Origin of the sequence: Hyphomonas sp., assembly GCF_046313735.1 — a bacterium.
Lineage (GTDB): Bacteria > Pseudomonadota > Alphaproteobacteria > Caulobacterales > Hyphomonadaceae > Hyphomonas.
In genome coordinates this window covers 37132-54310 of the sequence record NZ_JBKBXW010000015.1, presented here as the reverse complement: position 1 = coordinate 54310, position 17179 = coordinate 37132, and the positions used below count along the sequence as shown (strand labels likewise).

The window sequence follows — 17179 nt, the reverse complement described above, 5'->3', positions numbered from 1 at the left end:
GCGGCGTTTAGAATGCACATTCCAAGATGCGCTCCTTCGTTCTTATTCCGGCGCCTCATGGTTCATGGCCAGCACCTCTCCTGCCAGATAGAGGGAGCCGCATATCAGGATGCGGTCCGGCCTGCTCGCAGCCGCCGCGCGGATAGCATCGGAAAAGCTGTTCATTGCGGTGACTGCGAGGCCTGCTTCTGCTGCCCTTCCGGCCAGTTCGACCGGTTCAGCCGCCTGATGGCCCGGCGCGTTCGGGCAGGTGAAGACATCCGGCTTCATGCCAGAAAACGGCGCGAAGAAACCGGCAGAATCCTTGCTCGCCAGCATCGCGGTGACCAGCGCCGTGCGCCCGCCAAGGCCTTCGAGATGCGCCGCAATCGCGCGCGCAGCATGGGGATTGTGTCCGCCATCAAGCCAGACCGGCAATCCGCCCGCCAGCTGTGTGACCGGCCCATCCTTCAGCCGCTGCATCCGTGCAGGCCAGGTGGCCTTGCGGGCACCCTCGAAGATGGCGGCCTGACTGATGCGCGTGGAATTGCCGAAAAGCTGCATCGCCATGGCAGCAAGCGCAGCATTCGCCCGCTGATGCGCCCCCGGGAGGGGAATATCCTCCGGCATGGCCGCGATGAAATGCGGTTTGAGACGGTAAAGAAGCGACCCGTTTTCGGAGGCTTTGGCCGCAATCACAGCATCGGCGACCGGGTCCTGAATGGCCGTCAGCACGGGGCGGCCGGGCTTGATGATGCCGGCCTTTTCTGCCGCGATCCCGGCAAGATCCGTCCCGAGGAACTGGGCATGATCATAATCCACCGGCGTAATGACAGACAGCGCCGGAGACGCGATCACATTCGTGGCATCATAGCGTCCGCCAAGGCCAACCTCGAGGATCAGCACATCTGCCGGCACTTCCGAGAAGGCAAGCAGGGCAGCGGCCGTCGTCGCCTCGAAATGCGTGATCTCATCGCCTTCAACGGCCTCCAGGGTCCGCTCCAGCCATGCGACCAAAGGGGCAACCTCCACGAGCTTTCCGGCAAGCCGGATGCGCTCATTGAATCGAACCAGATGCGGGCTCGTGAACACATGCGCCTTCAGCCCTGCTGCTTCGGCCATTGCGCGCATGAACGCGCAGGTGGAGCCTTTGCCATTCGTGCCGGCAACATGGATGACAGGCGGCAGCCGGTCCTGCGGCCTGCCAAGGCGTTCGAGCGCGCGCTCAATCCGCCCGAGCGACAGCTCGATGACTTTCGGATATCGCCCTTCCAGCCGCTTCAGCGCTGCCTCAAGGGCCGGCGAAGGTGCGCTCAATCGGCCCTGCCCTTCGGCTCAGCGGGTTTCTCCGCATGGGTGCGAGGCGGTGTCAGCTGCAGGGAAGACCGGTCATCCCGGCGCCGGGACAGGGGCAAGAGGTGCGACAGCACCCGGGCCAGCGTCGCCTTCAGCTTCCGGCGGTCGACCACGATATCGACCTGGCCTTTTTCACGCAGGAATTCCGCCCGCTGGAAGCCCTTGGGCAGGCTTTCACGGATGGTCTGCTCGATCACGCGCGGGCCGGAGAAGGCTATCATCGCGCCCGGTTCGGCAATGTGCACGTCGCCCAGCATCGCATAGGATGCCGAAACGCCGCCAGATGTCGGGTCAGTCAGCACCACAATGTAGGGCAGTTTCGCGTCAGCGAGATCATTGATGGCCAGCGTCGTGCGCGGCATCTGCATCAGGCTGAGCGTGCCTTCCTGCATCCGCGCGCCCCCGGAAGCGGTACAGACAACAAAGGCTGACTTGCGCGCCAGTGCGAGCTGCGCCGCCGTAATGAAGGCTTCTCCGGCGGCCATGCCGAGCGAGCCGCCCATGAAATCAAAATCCTGCACAAGGACAACCGCCGGAACGCCGCCGATCTTGCCATAGGCCGCGACCATGCAGTCTTCCTGCAGAAGCGGCGCGCCGCCCTCTTCGGTTTCTTTCAGGTCGCGGTTCTGCACCTTGGTCTTCGCTGCCCGCAGGCGCGCCGGATAAGGCTTGTCGTCCTTGAACTTCAGCGGATCCATCGGCACCGGCGGCAGCGAAACAGGCTCCCAACGCTCATCATCGAACAGGAGGCGGAAACGCATACGCGGAGAAATCCGCATGTGCGCACCCGCAGGGGTTACATTCCAGCTCGCCTCAAGATCGCTGCGATAGATCAACTCGCCGGAAGCGGGGCATTTTACCCAAAGGTCGTCCGGCGTGTCCTTCTTGGACAGCATGGTCTTCAGGCCCGGCGGGGTGACCTTGTTGATCCAGTTCATCTGACGACGCCTCCTGACGTGTGGCCGCTATCAGCCGCTGCGCACCGTTTCGAGCGCTTTGCGCAGTTCAAGCGCAAGGCGGCCCATCGCCTGGGCAGCCGTCTCATGTTTGCCGTTTGCGTGCGCATCCTGCGCCATTTCCACAAAAGCCGAACCAACCACCACCCCGTCAGCGATTTTAGCCATTTCAGCGGCCTGTGCACCATTTTTTACACCGAAACCGACACAGACCGGCAAGCCTGACACAGCTTTAACCATCGCAACCTTGCCCGCGATGGCGGCCGGATCGGCGCTGCCAGCCCCGGTAACGCCGGTAACCGCGACAAAATAGATGAATCCCGAGGCCCCTTCCGCCACTTTCCGGGCGCGGGCTTCGTCCGTGGTGGGCGTTGCCAGCCGGATCACGGCCAGGTTGCTGCCGGCATAGGCCTCCCTCAGGGGGCCGTCTTCCTCGGGCGGCAGGTCCACGATGATCGTCCCGTCGATCCCTGCAAGGGCAGCCGCATCGGCAAACGTCTCATATCCCATGCTGTGCACAGGATTGGCATAGCCCATCAGGACCAGAGGCGTTACCGGGTCGTCTTTCCGGAACCGGGCAGCCAGGCGCAGGACATCCGTAAGGCTGGTCTTGTTGGCAAGGGAGCGCAGCGCAGCGCGCTGGATGGTCGGCCCGTCGGCCATCGGATCGGTGAACGGCGCGCCGAGTTCCAGAATGTCGGCGCCATTGTCACGCAGCGCGCAGAGCGCCTGATAGCTCGCCTCCAGGTCCGGATCACCCGCCATCAGATAGGCGACGAACACTGCGCGCCCATCATTCTTCGCCTTCGCAAAGGCGGCCCCTATCCGTTCCCGGCCCATTTTCAGATTTCCGTGTTCTCAGCCACCCATGCGCCGTAGGCGGCATTCACATGGGTCAGCGGTGTCGCAACAATGGCCGGCACATCATAGGGATGAAGCCGCAGGATCATCTGATCCAGCTTCGTCCAGTTTGCCTCAGGCGCCTTCAGCCACAGCAGGAACTCGAAGGACTGCTCAATCACACCCTTCCAGCGATAGGTGGACGAGACCGGGCCTTCAAGGTTGGCGCAAGCCGCAAGGCGCGCCTCCAGGGCGGCATCAGCGATCTCCTCAGCCACCCGGCGCGAGGGACAGGTGATCCGTATCAGGATGAGCTTGGTCACATCTCGACTCCCAGCGCCTTGGCGACAGAAAACACATCTTTGTCCCCGCGCCCGCACATGTTGAGGATCACAAGCCCGTCCTTGCCGAGATCCTGCGCAATCTCGCCGATACGCGCCAGCGCATGGGCAGGCTCGAGCGCCGGAATGATGCCCTCAAGCCTTGTGCAGAGCTGGAACGCCGCCAGTGCTTCATCATCCGTGCAGGCCAAGTATTCTGCTCGCCCCGCATCGCGCAGGAAAGCATGTTCTGGCCCAATGCCCGGATAATCGAGGCCAGCCGAAATGGAATGTGCGTCGATGATCTGGCCATCATCCGTCTGCAGGAGATAGGTGCGGTTGCCGTGCAGGATGCCCGGCTTGCCGCCATTGAGCGCGGCAGCATGTTCGCCCGTCTCGATGCCGTGGCCGGCCGCTTCCACGCCGATCAGGCGCACGCTTTCATCCTCGATGAAGGGATGGAACAGGCCGATGGCGTTCGAGCCGCCGCCGATACAGGCGACAACCGCATCCGGAAGGCGCCCTTCCCGCTCCAGTATCTGCGCGCGCGCCTCGCGCCCGATCACCGACTGGAAGTCGCGTACAATCTCCGGATACGGATGGGGGCCGGCGGCTGTGCCGATGCAGTAGAAGGTCGAGTCGACATTGGTCACCCAATCGCGCAGGGCCTCGTTCATGGCATCCTTCAAGGTGCCGGTGCCCGAGGAGACCGGAACGATCTCGGCGCCCAGCAGGCGCATCCGGAAAACGTTCGGCTTCTGGCGCTCGACATCGGTCTCGCCCATGAACACGACGCAGGGCAGGCCGAAACGCGCGCAGATCGTCGCAGTCGCAACGCCGTGCTGGCCTGCGCCGGTCTCCGCAATGATCCGCGTCTTGCCCATGCGCCGGGCCAGCAGGACCTGGCCGAGGCAGTTGTTGATCTTGTGGGCGCCGGTGTGGTTCAGCTCGTCGCGTTTGAAGTAGATTTTCGCGCCGCCGAAGTGCTCGGTCAGGCGCTCCGCAAAATACAGCGGCGAGGGCCGGCCCACATAATGGGTCCAGAGGTCGTCCATCTCGGCTGCAAAAGCCGGGTCCTGCTTCGCCTTTCGGTACTCGGCCTCAAGCTCAAGGATCAGGGGCATCAGCGTTTCGGCGACATACCGGCCGCCAAACTCGCCAAACCGGCCGTTCGCGTCCGGCCACTGGTCCCAGGTATTGCGAATATCCATCGAAGTCACAGCCCCTTTGCCGCGCGGATGAAGGCGCGGACACGTTCCTTGTCCTTTACCCCCCGCTCCCGCTCGACGCCAGAGGACACATCCACCGCAGCCGCACCCGTATCCAGGATCGCGCGGGCGACGTTTTCCGGGGTCAACCCGCCCGCAAGCAGCCACGGCTTCGGCGCAGTCCAGCCCTCCAGGATGGCCCAGTCAAACGCATTGCCATGCCCCCCTGCCTGAGCGGAGCCCTCCGGCGCCCGCGCATCTATCAGCAGACGGTCTGCTGCCTTAAAAGCCTCTGCGCCGGCAAGATGGGCCCGCGTGCGCACGCCGACAGCCTTCCACACCTCAAGCCCACTCATCTCGCGTATTGCCGAGACACGCTCCGGCGTCTCCTGCCCGTGCAGCTGGATCACGGGAAAACCGAGCGCGGCAGCAGCCCGGACGGCCTCATCCGCGGGGTCAGCGAGCAATGCAACCGCCTGCGCGGGTCCCATTGCCGCGATCAGTTCGCCTGCAGCCTCGAATGGCACGAAGCGCGGGCTGATCTCGATAAAGTTGATACCGATCCAGCCTGCGCCTTCGCGTGCCGCGAACGACACCATATCCGCATCGCGGATCCCGCAGATCTTCACTTCCGCCATGTCAGCGTCCTAAAAGCTCGCGCGGGCCGAAGGAAGCCCGGCCCGCCTCATCCGGCTGTCAACTTGCCAGTGGCCGCTTCGAGAACGGGCCTTCCGGCAGCGCGTGCATCCGGGAAGGGTGCACGAGGAAGTAATCCCGCCAACGCCGCTTTTCATCGAGGGTGCGGACCGGGATCAGTTCCTCGTCATCATCGTCAAGCCGCCACGCCTCGTAGCCAAGGCCGAGGAAGAAATCGAGCACTGCCTGGGGGTCGCGGCCAAAATTCCTCTGCAGGGAGAAGGGATGGATCTCGATCAGGAAGGCCGGCAGGAACTGGTCGATTGTCTTGCGGCCACCCTCGATCATCAGGCATTCGGCGCCTTCGATGTCACATCGCACAAAGTCCACCCGGTCGAGACCGAATTTCGTGACGATGGAATCCAGCGAGATAACGTCGGTCTTCTGGCGCACGAACTCGGTATCGTTCTTCGTCGCGAGAATCTCCTCGGAGCCGCGCGCTGTATCCCCGATCACGGCATAGGCGCGGCCAAGATGGCCGCTGCCCTTCCGGGGCACATTCAGCATCGTCTCGCCATCCTTGTCGCCGATGGCATAATTGTGCGCCGACACGTTCGTCAGCTTGTGCCAACGGAACAGGCGGGTCATGATTTCGAACGAGTATTTCGACGGCTCGAATGCCAGCACCCGGCCTTCCGGCCCGACAATGTCTGACAAAAGGTACGAGTGGCGCCCGTCACTCGCCCCGAAATGCAGGCAGGTGTCGCCCGGCTTGCACATGAACTTCATGTACGGCGCCTCAGGCTCAAACTTCCGGCCCGCCAGATTGCGCTGGTACATGCGCCAGGTCGTGAAGTAGTTCCGGATCCGTTCTGTCGGTGTCATGAGGCCCCGTTCCTGAATTCTGATGACCACGCTTTTTGTCCGGAATCTGCCAAAAAGATAGACCCTTGCCGCATCAACCGGGCCATCCGCCCTTTGCAGATGGCCCGGTTTTTGCTCGATTACGCTGGATCGCCGCGCTTTGCCCTGCCCTGCGGCGCCGGAGGACATCTTGAAAGCGGTCATTTTTGCTGGTGGCTATGGAACACGCCTGTCCGAAGAGACAGCGCTTCGACCCAAACCCATGGTTGAGATCGGCGACCGACCGATCCTTCACCACATCATGGAATCCTATGCCGCCCACGGCATCACCGAGTTCGTAGTCCTTGGCGGCTACAAGGTCGGCACGATCAAGGATTATTTCCTGAACTATCACTGGCGCGGCAGCGACTTCACGATCGACCTTTCAAACGGGCAGATCGTCTGGCACGAAGCCCATGGCCTGCCCTGGAAAGTTACAGTGCTTGATACCGGCCTCAACACGATGACCGGCGGGCGCCTGAAGCGCGCCCGGCATGTGATCGGCAATGAGACGTTCTGCCTGACCTATGGCGACGGGCTCTCGGATGTGGACATCACCGCCCTGATCGCTGCGCACAAGGCGAGCGGCGCCCTCGCCACTGTCACAGCGGTCGCCCCGCCCGGCCGCTTCGGCGTCCTCGGCCTTAGCACAGAAACCGACCGCGTGCAGGCATTCCGCGAAAAGGACTCTGTGGATGTCGGGCTTATCAATGGCGGATTCTTCGTCTGCGAACCGGACGTGTTCGACCTGATCGACGATGACAGCACCGTCTGGGAACAGGAGCCGATGGCCCGGCTTGTCGAGAAGAATGCATTGTCCGCCTTCCGCCACCTCGGCTTCTGGCAGGCAATGGATACCGTGCGCGACAAGCAAGTGCTGGAAGCCGCCTACGCGGCCGGCGCGCCCTGGCTGAAACCGGTCTGAGCGCAGAACCACCAAGACCGCCGGGATAGTACGCTATCCCGGCAGGCCAATCCCGTCATAGCGCGTGACGCTGCCCTTCGGCAGCAGCCGCCGGCCGTCAATCACGACAGGGGTGTCTCCGCGCTCAGCCAGAAGTCCCGGCAACGATCTGAACTCAGGCCAGCCCGTCATCAGAAGGATCGCCTGCGAGCCGGAGACGGCATCTTCGAGCTTGTCTTCAAAACGCACGCCCGACGGGAACACCTTTTCTGCCTCGTGGCGCGCAATCGGATCGAACGCGGTTACGTTCGCACCGGCATCAATCAGCGCCTGCGTCACGGGAAGCGACGGGCTTTCTCGGATGTCGTCCGTGCCCGGCTTGAATGCCATGCCCAACACAGCCACATTGAGCCCGCCGAGCGCGCCGGCATGTTTTGTAAGCATGTCGAGCATCTTCTGGGGCTGGTTGGCGTTCACACGAATAACCGAGTCGAGAAGGTCCATCGCAGCGCCGCGCTCCCGGCCATGCGCGATCAGGGCTTTGACATCTTTCGGGAAGCAGCTGCCGCCAAAGCCGCAGCCAGCCGCAAGATAGGAGATCATTCCCGGTGTTACCCGCGTGCCATCAGCCAGGATCGGCATGAACCGCTTGTCCAGATGCACCCCGCGCATCACCTCAACCGCGTCCACGCCAAGTTTGGCGGAAAGGTTCCCCATTTCGTTGGAGAAGGAGATCAGCGTCGCAAGCAGGGAGTTGGCGACATATTTGATCATTTCCGCCGTGCGCGGCGTTGTCTCGACAACATCAGCGTCCGGAAAGACTTCGTAGAGGCCAGCCATCACCTTGCGTGTACGCGCATCGATGCCGCCCAGCACGATCCGGTCGGGCGACATGAAGTCGGCGATTGCCTCGCCCTCCTTCAGGAATTCCGGGTTCATGCCGACGCCAAAATCCGCCCCGGCCTTCTTGCCGGATGCCGCCTCCAGGATTGGCAGCACGACATCTTCCGTCGTGCCCGGCACGACCGTGCTCTTCACGACGACGACGTGATAGGCGTCATGCGTGCGCAGCGCTTCGCCGATCTGGCGGGCGGCTTCGCGGATATATTTGAGGTCAATCAGGTCGCCATCGAACGGCGTGCCCACCGCAATCAGGGTGAGATCCGCGCCGCGCACCGCGCCTGCCAGGTCGCCCGTTGCCCGAAGACGCGACGGGATCACCTCGTTCATCATATCTTGCAGGCCAATCTCGAAGATCGGCGGAACCTTCGAATTGATCTTGGCGACCTTCTCAGGGTCCACATCTACGCAGGTGACATTATGCCCCTTCGAAGCAAGGCACGCCCCGGAGACGAGACCGACATAACCTGTTCCAACCACAGCAATGCGCATGTCAGGCCACCTCCGCCTCTTGGTTCGTGGAATACCAGATGAGCGCCCGGCGCAGACCCTCATCAGGTCCGACTACCGGCTCATATCCAAGTTCCGTCCGGGCCTTTTCGATCACCGGGCAGCGGCGGTTGGGGTTGTCCGTCAGGTATTCACTGTCGTCGGATTTACCGAGAACGACCTTGCCCTGATAGCCGAACAGGTCTGCCGCGATTGCCGTCACCCGGCGCGCAAGCTCTGCCATGCTGATCTCGGGCGTCTCGGTCCCGATGTTATAGGCTTCGCCGTCCCGTCCCCGGACGAGGATCTTGTAGTAGCCTGCAACAGCGTCTGCGATGTAGCAGAAGGTGCGCGTCGGCGAGCCGTCCGAAAGCATGACGATGTCCCGGCCAGCGAAAATATCCCGCGCAAAATCCGGCAGGACACGGCCATCGGTGATCTTCAGGCCCGGGCCATAGTTGTTGAAGGGCCGCGCGATCCGCACTGGCACGCCATGCACCTTCGCGAAGTTGACGCAAAGCGTCTCGCCATAGCGCTTGGACTCGTCATAGCAGGCGCGGGGCCCGGTGCAGGAAACATTGCCGCGATAGGTCTCCGGCGTCGGGATATTGTCCGCCGTCGGATCACCATAGATTTCGCTGGTGGAGTAGAAGAGGAAGCCCGTCATCGGATGTCCGGCGGCGGCCCAGGCGCGCGCCTGCTCCAGAAGATTGCGCAGACCGTTCACATTCGCATCCATGGTTTCGATCGGATACTGACGATAGAAAATCGGCGATGCAATCGAGGCCGCGTGGATCAGAAAGTCCTGCGGCGGCATGTTTGCTGGCAGCGGATCAAGTACATCATGCCGACCGATGGTCAGGTCTGGCCGGCCATCCAGCGCCGAGAGCCAGTCCGGCACGCCGCGCATGTAATTGTCCAGAACCGTCACCTGAACCGGCGCCCGGCCCGAAACGTCATTATAATGAAGAACCGACTGGACGAGGTAATAGCCCAGGAAGCCCGCCCCGCCGATGATCAGAAGCCGTTTACCGGCCATCTCGCCGAACTCTTCGGCGAGCGTCGAAGCGATCTCCGCAAGGTCTGCGTTTACAACATCCTGCCCGGTCTTCATGCAACGGCCTCGTTCTGAGCTTGAAGTGTCTTGAAATGTGCGTCCTGCCGCGCGCGCAGGTCATGGACCACGCTATCCTTCGGCACGGAAATATCTGCGGTTGTCAGCACAGCGTCCTTTGGAACATCCCGCGTCAGCACGCAGCCTTCGGCGATGCCCATGGGCACAAGATTTTCTGCCTTCATGATCTCGGCTGTTTCGCAGACCCCATAGGTCATGAACCCGCCGATGCCGTCGAGCGTTTCACCGGCTTTCAGGTCGCGCTTCGCAGTGGCCACAACCTCGACCCGTGGCGCACCGATGGGGGCAATCGGAATGTCGCCGAACAGGCTGACGCGCCCGATGGAGTTGTGTACCTCAAGCGCTGTCAGGTGCCAGGCCGTATAGAAGCTGTAGACTGGCCCCTGCCCCAGCTTGCCGTAATCGAGGTAGATTTTCTGGGTGTCATCGCCGGCCTCGGCGAAAACGAAAATGCCCGGGTTCGGCTGGCTGCCGACAACATAGTCAACAATACCGCCCAGCGCGCGCACCTCATCAAGGTCATAAGCCGTTACAAGCTCATCAACATGGCCGCGGTGCTCCAGCCCGATCATCCCTCGCCGGGCGATCGTCATGCCGGTCGAATTTGCAGTCATAGCCTGCTCGAAGGAAATCTTGGTGCCGTCGGCAAAACTCGTCACCATCTCCGGCGTCTGGCCCCATTGCTTTGCAAATGCGGCCTGCGTCGCGGGCGTCCGGTAGCGATCCTGAAGGCCCTTGATATTGCCGCAGATGAGCGGCTTCAGCCCCAGCCCGCGCACATACCGCACGAGGTTCATCTGCACGACCGGCTGGTCGCCGTCCGCGCCCGCCAGGATGATCCCGGCTTCATCGGCCATGTGTTTCAGGATGGCGCCGCAGGTCGCGTCCAGCTCTGCGTTCATTGAAACCATCGGCTTGCGATGCTCGATCGAGAGCAGTGTCACGCGCGCGCCATAGGCCACATGGCCGGTCGCCTCGAGGGTCACATCAATAAGGCTTGCCGCCGCCGCAACCGCAGGGTCGGTGGTGACGGCATACATGCCGGCTGAGATCGCATCATCCAGCTCAGCGGGCGTGTGCACTTCGCGGATCGCAGACGGGTTGATGCCAGTCGCCGTGTAGCAGCCTGCGGCCTTTTCCAGAGACCGGTTGCAGATCACAGCGAGGCGAAGGCCCGGCACATGCCGCAGGATCTGGCTGGATACGCCCCGGCCCATATAGCCGGCGCCAAACATCGCAACCTGCACCGGCTGGCCGGCTGCGGCGCGGGCGTCGAGCGCTGTATCTAGAAGGATCATTTCAAACCTGCCCTTGCCCTATCTTGGGACTTTCCGAGTTCCGGAGAGAATTCATCGCAAGCACCATGCCCGCCGCTCTGCCTGTGTCATACATTCAGAAATGGCCAGCTGCGGTCCTTGTCCGAAAGCTCTGTCGGGGGGAGGGGCCAGGAAATCGCCAGCGCAGGATCGTCCCACCGGACCCCGCTTTCTGATTGCGGCGCATAAGGCGCGCTGACCATGTAAGCGACTTCCGTATCATCCATCAGCGTCTGGAACCCATGCGCGCACCCTTTCGGGATCAGCACCTGCTTGCGGTTTTCGGCCGCCAGTTCGATCCCGACCCATTTGAGATATGTGGGGGACTCCGGCCTCAGATCAGCAACGACGTCAAACACAGCCCCGCGCACGCACCTTATCAGCTTGTCCTCTTCATCCGGCGCACGCTGGAAATGCAGGCCCCGCAGCGTACCCGCACGCTCGGACCACGACATGTTCGCCTGAACGAAGCCGGTCGGCAGCCCATGCGCCGCAAACGTGTCCGCGCAGAAGGTACGGGCAAAGAAGCCGCGCGCATCCCCCCGGCGCTGCAAATCTATTTCGGCTGCGCCATCAATCCCGACTGGCCGGATAATCATTCCTGTTGGCTCCGCATCAGTCCTGTTTGCCCGGCCCGGACGACGAGTTCGCTTCCGGCTCGGAAATCGACCAGCGTCCCGAGAGCGTTTTGCCGGTTGTTACCTTGTGTGCGAGGCGGCGCAGGTGGAAACCGGCCCGGGCAAAAGTCTGATCGGCGTTCTGTTGCACCAGAAGACCCTTCAAACGGGCGGCCCGGCCGACTCCCTTTCCAAACTGTGACGCCAGGATTTCGCGGAATGCGCCTTTCCGGCCTTCGTCGATGAACGCCGCGGCGCGCCTGCTGAGCTCGGGCCTGAAAGCGTCCCACCATTCGAGGCATTCGGCCTGCAGCCGGTCGAGCGCGGCCGGTGTCGCCCACATCTCTGCCACGAACTTTGCCGCGCCGCGCCAATCCTCGAATGAGGGCAAGGGATGAGGTCCCAGCAAGAGACCGTAGGGATCGGAAAGCCTGCGCTTCGGGATCAGCGGAATAGCGCCGAGATGCAGCGCCTCGTAAGGCCGGAAGGTTTCGATACAGACATTGCCGGACGGGCATGGAGCGAATACGGCGTTTGACATCGCGGCCTTGTATTCGGCCCGGCTGATGCCAGCCTCACCCTTGTAGGATTTCGGCAGCGACAGCAGGCCGCCCGGAACATCCCGAAAGGCGCGGGCCATCACGTGCCGGTCTGCCTTCCAGTCCCCTGCAAACATCCAGCTGAGCTCCCGGGCACCCGGCGGTGTCCGGCATTCCGGCCCGAAATCGCTTGTGACACCCAGTGGTAGGGGAAAAACTCCCGGACTTTCCACGCCCTCAAACGGCATCATCCGGAAGACAAAATCGAACGCGGCATAGGCCGCAAAGTCCCCGCGATAATACTCGTCGCCAATATGGATCAGGCCGCACCCGCCAGCCTGCCGGACCCGGGCAAGAAATGCCGGATCGAGGTTCATCCGGAGCACACTCGCGAAAAGATATATCGCGCCAGGATACACCGGGATCTCAGCACCCTTGGGCAGGAGGCGGATCCGCAGAGGGCTGAGCACATGCTGCACCCAGTCCGCTTCCACCGGCATCGCTGGAAAGAGCGACAGGATTTCTGGCCGGCCAAGCATATCAGCCCCCGGTTCTCCGGAAATCCTAGAGGAGTTCGGCTCTTCCACAATCGTCCCGCCCGCAATGACCGTATGATACGCCAAGGGTCATGAACAGCGGGTTCACCGGTTTGTGTGAAACTTGCAGGGAACCTGCCCTGTTTTTGGTTCTCTGCACACCTGCCTACAGACGTTCCGAGGTTGGCGTCCCCGCCAGTTTCTGCCAGCCTGCAGCGGCAAGAGGCAGACCCGCCGGCACGGGGCAGGTCCAGAGACAGGAAACACGCAGAATGGACCTCGAATTGACACCGGCGGACATCGAGTTCCGGGATGAAGTCCGCGCTTTTCTTGCAGACAAGCTGACACCCGAACTCTCAGCGGCCGGGAGGTTGGCCACCAGCGTCTTCATCGAGCCTGAATACTCCCTGCCCTGGCAGCGCATTCTTCATGCCCGTGGGTGGGTCGCGCCGCACTGGCCGAAGGCCTATGGCGGCACCGGCTGGGACGAGATGAAACGCTACATCTTCGCCTCGGAGTGTGCCCGCGCCGGTGCGCCCGGCCTCGCCCCGATGGGGCTCGGCATGGTCGGCCCCTGCATCATCGGATACGGGACCCCCGAGCAGAAAGCCTACTACCTTCCGCGCATCCTGTCCGGGGAAGACTACTGGTGCCAAGGGTACTCCGAGCCAGGCGCAGGCTCTGACCTCGCCTCTCTTCAGCTGCGAGCGGAGAGCGACGGTGATGATTACATCCTGAATGGCACGAAGATCTGGACCACCCACGCCCATCACGCCAACAAGATGTTCTGCCTCGTGCGGACCGACCCCGCCGCCAAGCCCCAGAGCGGTATCACTTTCCTGCTGCTCGACATGGATACACCGGGCATCAAGGTCGACCCGATCATCACATTGGCCGGCGAGCATGAGCTGAACCAGGTCTTCTTTGATGATGTCCGCGTGCCCAAGAGCGGCCGGCTCGGTAAGGAGAATGATGGCTGGTCCGTCGCCAAATACCTGCTCGAATTCGAGCGCGGATCAGGCTCTTCAGCCGGGCTGGAAGCGCTTTTGAAGCGCTATCACGCGCAGGTCATGTCAAACGGCGATGCTGAGCCGGGCCTGATCCGCAGGCTCGGCGATGTTGCGATCCGGGTTGAAGCAACCAAGATGACAGAACAGCGGGTGCTGGCAGACCTTTCAAGCGGCCAGCCGCCGGGGCCGGCAGCTTCGATGCTCAAAATCCAGCGGACCGAACTGATGCAGGCGATTGACACACTCGGCATCGACGCGCTGGGCAGTTATGCAGCGCCTTTTCAGCCCGATGCGTGGCGCCCCTGCTCCAATGGCGAGGTGATCGGCCCAAAAAGCCTCGTGACGGCAACAGCGCGGTATCTCAACAACCGGGCCGGCTCTATCTATGGCGGATCAAACGAAGTGCAGCGGAACATCATCGCTAAGATGGTGCTTGGGCTTTAGGCCCATTACCATCTCCTGCCTCGCCATTTGACGACACACCAACGGGCCAGCCCGCTGCTCATGAACCACCTTGCGAGGGCTTCCCGGGTCACTTACGAGGTTTGTTCCGGCTTGCCGGGCTGACACGCATGTTGCTCCAGGAGTCTTTGATGCCATTTCCCCGGTTTGTGTTTGCAGCCCTGGCATTCATGGTTTCAGCCTGCACCGCGTTGGGGCCCGTCACGCCCGGCGAGGAGGCTGCCCGCACGGCAGACTCCACCTCATCTCTCCTGCCCTATGAAGCCTTCACCCTCGACAACGGCCTTACCGTCATTTTCCACATTGACCGCTCGGACCCCGTCGTCGCCGTTTCGCTCACAGCGCATGTCGGCTCAGCCCGCGAAAAGCCCGGCCGCACAGGATTTGCCCACCTCTTCGAACACCTCCTCTTCCTCGAATCGGAGAATCTCGGCCCCGGCGGGCTTGACCAGCTCTCCGCGCGCATCGGCGGCTCAGGCGCCAATGGCTCAACCAACCGCGACCGGACCGACTACCTGCAAACAGTGCCGAATGACGCGCTGGAGAAAATGCTCTGGGCGGAGGCCGACAAGCTCGGCTGGTTCATCAACACGGTGACCGAGCCGGTGCTCGAAAAGGAAAAGCAGGTCGTCAAGAACGAGAAGCGCCAGGGTGTCGACAACCGCCCTTATGGCCACACCTTCTATGTGATGCATCAGGCGCTCTATCCTGAGGGCCACCCCTATAGCTGGCAAGTGATCGGCTCGCTGGAGGATTTGCAGGCTGCGACGCTCGACGACGTCAAGGAATTCTACAATGCGTGGTACACGCCCAACAATGTGACGCTGGTGGTCGCGGGCGACTTTGATCCCGACCAGGCCCGCGCGTGGGTCGAGCGTTACTTTGCCGAAATCCCGCGCGGCCCGGAGATCGAGCGCCTTGAGCCGATGCCCGCCGATCTGCAGGAAACCGTCCGCCTCTACCATGAAGACAACTTCGCCCGCCTGCCCCAGCTGACCCTCAACTGGCCGACTGTCGAGATGTTCCATCCCGACAGCTACGCCCTAGCCGTGCTCGGCGAGCTGCTGACGGACGGCAAGGAAGCCCCGCTAAATGAAGTGCTGATCGATGAGGCAAAGGTCGCAGCCACCGTCTCTGTCTTTCCCTACACCAGCGAACTTGCCGGCGAGTGGATCCTGCAGGTCAGCGCCTTCAGCGGCACGCCGCTCGATGATGTTGCCGCCGCGCTCGAAGAAGGCTTCGCCCGCTTTGAATCCCGCCCGATCTCGGACGAGGACCTGCAACGGGTGAAGATCCAGCAGGAAGTCGCCTTCTATAACGGCCTCGGCAGCGTCCTCGGCAAAGGCGCGCAGCTTGCCCGCTACAGCATGTTTGCCGGCGACCCCGGCTTCATCGATGAAGACCTCGCCCGCATCCAGGCCGTCACGGCTGAAGACGTCCGCCGCGTCTACGAGACTTACATCAAGGGCCGCCCGCATGTCGCCACCAGCTTCGTGCCCCGCGGCGCACCGGAGCTGGCGCTCACGGGCTCGGTCCGCGCTGAAGTCGTCATTGAGCCGATTGTTGAAGGCGCTGAAGCAGAGTTCGACCTGACCAGCTCTGCCGAATATGAGCGCACGCCCTCGCTGATCGATCGCAGCGTCGAGCCGCCCTACGGGCCAGCGCCGCAGCTGACCCCGCCGGCCGTCTGGCAAACTGCGACAGCCAACGGAATCGAGGTCTTCGGGATCACGGATGACGAGTTGCCCCTCATCCGCTTCTCACTCGTGATGCAGGGCGGCCACCTGCTGGACACGCCCGAAACCGCCGGAACCGCGAACCTGCTGGCAGAAGTCCTTCTGAAAGGCACCGCGAGCCGCACTCCGGCGGAGCTCGACAAGGCCTTTGCCCTGCTCGGGGCGAATGTCTCCGCAGCCGTCACTGGAGAAACTTTCCAGATCATCGGCTCAACGCTCGCCCGCAATCTCGGCCCAACCCTCGCCCTTGTCGAAGAAGCCCTGATGGAGCCGCGATGGGACGAAGCCGAGTTTGCCCTCGCCCTCGCCCGAACGCGCGACGGTATCGAGCGGTCAAAGAGCGATCCGAACACCATCGCCGTCCGGGCATTCAACCTCGTGAATTTCGGCGAGGGCAGCATGCGGGCGCGCAGCGTCCTCGGCAGCAACTCATCACTGTCGGCCATCACGCTCGAAGATCTCAAGGCCTGGCACGCGTCCAATCTCTCTCCGCACCTCGCGAGCTTCCGGATAGTCGGTGATGCAAGCCAGACGGATGTCATGGCCGCGCTCAGCGGACTCTCGGCGCGCTGGCAACGCTCGGAGGTTGTGCTGCCTGAGGAGCCGCCGGTTACGGCACCCGAATCTGCCCGCCTTCACTTCTATGATGTACCCGGATCATCACAGTCCGTCCTGCGTTTTGGCGGCCCGTCTCTGCTCCGCACAGATCCGGACTTCGACCTCGCAGGCGTGATGAACTACCGGCTCGGCGGCGGCGGCTTTGCTTCCCGCCTGACTCAGGAACTCCGGGAGGGCAAGGGTTACACTTATGGCATCGGCTCCACCTTCAGCGCTACAGCACGGACCGGGACGTTCATCGTGTCGAGCGGCGTGCGGTCAAATGTGACGCTGGAAGCGACGGAACTCGTCCGCGAGATCATGTCCGATTACGCCGCGACCTTCACCGAGGAAGACCTCGACGTGACGAAGAGCTTCTTCATCAAGAGCCAGGCTCGCCGTTTTGAATCGCTCGGCGCCAAGCTGAACGCCTTGTCGGATATCGCCGACTACAGCCTGCCCTATGACTATGTCAGCCGGCAGATCGAAGCCGTAGACGCCCTGACGGTCAGCGACGTGCAGGACCTGGCCGGCCGGCTGATCCGGCCCGATGCGATGCATTACGTCATCGTCGGCGACGCCGGAACGCAGGTGGCACGCCTATCTGCCCTCGGCCTCGGAGAACCGGTTCTCATAAACGACGCCGTCGATAGCCTGACCCGCTGACGCAGATAGCTGTGCAAGGAGCTCCTGGCATTGTCCGGACGTCAGTTCCGGAGCGCATTCGCCCTGCGTTGCTT

At 62.5% G+C, this 17179-nt stretch carries 15 protein-coding genes; 3 read left to right on the top strand and 12 right to left on the bottom strand.

Features of this window, described 5'->3' with window-relative positions; all coding sequences use genetic code 11:
* Positions 1-42: 42 nt before the first annotated feature.
* The 7 genes from ACK4SV_RS08995 to ACK4SV_RS08965 are packed head-to-tail and all read right to left on the bottom strand — an operon-like array spanning position 43 to position 6180.
* Positions 43-1296, bottom strand: a complete 1254-nt coding sequence (locus tag ACK4SV_RS08995) for a bifunctional folylpolyglutamate synthase/dihydrofolate synthase (RefSeq protein WP_409917486.1) — start codon at positions 1294-1296, stop codon at positions 43-45.
* Positions 1293-2273 carry an acetyl-CoA carboxylase carboxyltransferase subunit beta gene (locus ACK4SV_RS08990; RefSeq protein ID WP_409917485.1) on the bottom strand — a complete coding sequence of 327 codons (981 nt, stop codon included), beginning with the start codon at positions 2271-2273 and terminating at the stop codon, positions 1293-1295. The genes ACK4SV_RS08995 and ACK4SV_RS08990 overlap by 4 nt, the downstream gene beginning before the upstream one ends.
* 30 nt (positions 2274-2303) lie before the next feature.
* The gene (gene trpA, locus ACK4SV_RS08985; RefSeq protein ID WP_409917484.1) at positions 2304-3131 is read right to left on the bottom strand and encodes a tryptophan synthase subunit alpha; all 828 of its coding nucleotides are present in this window, start codon (positions 3129-3131) and stop codon (positions 2304-2306) included.
* Positions 3132-3133: 2 nt separating this feature from the next.
* Positions 3134-3454, bottom strand: a complete 321-nt coding sequence (gene cutA / locus ACK4SV_RS08980) for a divalent-cation tolerance protein CutA (RefSeq protein ID WP_409917483.1) — start codon at positions 3452-3454, stop codon at positions 3134-3136.
* A complete protein-coding gene (gene trpB, locus ACK4SV_RS08975) occupies positions 3451-4662 on the bottom strand; it encodes a tryptophan synthase subunit beta (protein ID WP_409917482.1) in 1212 nt (403 codons plus the stop codon). The genes cutA and trpB overlap by 4 nt, the downstream gene beginning before the upstream one ends.
* 5 nt (positions 4663-4667) lie before the next feature.
* Positions 4668-5297, bottom strand: coding sequence for a phosphoribosylanthranilate isomerase (locus ACK4SV_RS08970; protein WP_409917481.1), 630 nt, complete (start codon positions 5295-5297; stop codon positions 4668-4670).
* A gap of 58 nt (positions 5298-5355) precedes the next feature.
* Positions 5356-6180, bottom strand: coding sequence for an FkbM family methyltransferase (locus ACK4SV_RS08965; RefSeq protein ID WP_409917480.1), 825 nt, complete (start codon positions 6178-6180; stop codon positions 5356-5358).
* A gap of 169 nt (positions 6181-6349) precedes the next feature.
* Between ACK4SV_RS08965 and rfbF the strand changes: the two genes are divergently transcribed.
* On the top strand, positions 6350-7123 hold the full coding sequence (gene rfbF, locus ACK4SV_RS08960; RefSeq protein WP_409917479.1) for a glucose-1-phosphate cytidylyltransferase: 774 nt from the start codon (positions 6350-6352) through the stop codon (positions 7121-7123).
* Positions 7124-7156: 33 nt separating this feature from the next.
* On the opposite strand, the gene ACK4SV_RS08955 is transcribed toward rfbF, so the two are convergent.
* From ACK4SV_RS08955 to ACK4SV_RS08935, 5 genes are all read right to left on the bottom strand, one after another.
* Positions 7157-8494, bottom strand: coding sequence for a UDP-glucose dehydrogenase family protein (locus ACK4SV_RS08955; RefSeq protein WP_409917478.1), 1338 nt, complete (start codon positions 8492-8494; stop codon positions 7157-7159).
* Between the two features lies 1 nt (position 8495).
* Positions 8496-9605, bottom strand: a complete 1110-nt coding sequence (locus ACK4SV_RS08950) for an NAD-dependent epimerase/dehydratase family protein (protein WP_409917477.1) — start codon at positions 9603-9605, stop codon at positions 8496-8498.
* Complete coding sequence (locus tag ACK4SV_RS08945) at positions 9602-10924, bottom strand: NAD(P)H-dependent oxidoreductase (RefSeq protein WP_409917476.1); 1323 nt, start codon at positions 10922-10924, stop codon at positions 9602-9604. The genes ACK4SV_RS08950 and ACK4SV_RS08945 overlap by 4 nt, the downstream gene beginning before the upstream one ends.
* 86 nt (positions 10925-11010) lie before the next feature.
* Positions 11011-11541: a dTDP-4-dehydrorhamnose 3,5-epimerase gene (gene rfbC / locus ACK4SV_RS08940; RefSeq protein WP_409917475.1), complete on the bottom strand. Its 531-nt coding sequence runs from the start codon at positions 11539-11541 to the stop codon at positions 11011-11013.
* Between the two features lie 16 nt (positions 11542-11557).
* Positions 11558-12637: a hypothetical protein gene (locus ACK4SV_RS08935; protein ID WP_409917474.1), complete on the bottom strand. Its 1080-nt coding sequence runs from the start codon at positions 12635-12637 to the stop codon at positions 11558-11560.
* Positions 12638-12906: 269 nt separating this feature from the next.
* On the opposite strand from ACK4SV_RS08935, the gene ACK4SV_RS08930 reads away from it, so the two are divergent.
* Both ACK4SV_RS08930 and ACK4SV_RS08925 read left to right on the top strand, forming a co-directional pair.
* Positions 12907-14088: an acyl-CoA dehydrogenase family protein gene (locus ACK4SV_RS08930; protein WP_409917473.1), complete on the top strand. Its 1182-nt coding sequence runs from the start codon at positions 12907-12909 to the stop codon at positions 14086-14088.
* Between the two features lie 149 nt (positions 14089-14237).
* On the top strand, positions 14238-17105 hold the full coding sequence (locus ACK4SV_RS08925; RefSeq protein WP_409917472.1) for a M16 family metallopeptidase: 2868 nt from the start codon (positions 14238-14240) through the stop codon (positions 17103-17105).
* Positions 17106-17179 lie beyond the last annotated feature (74 nt).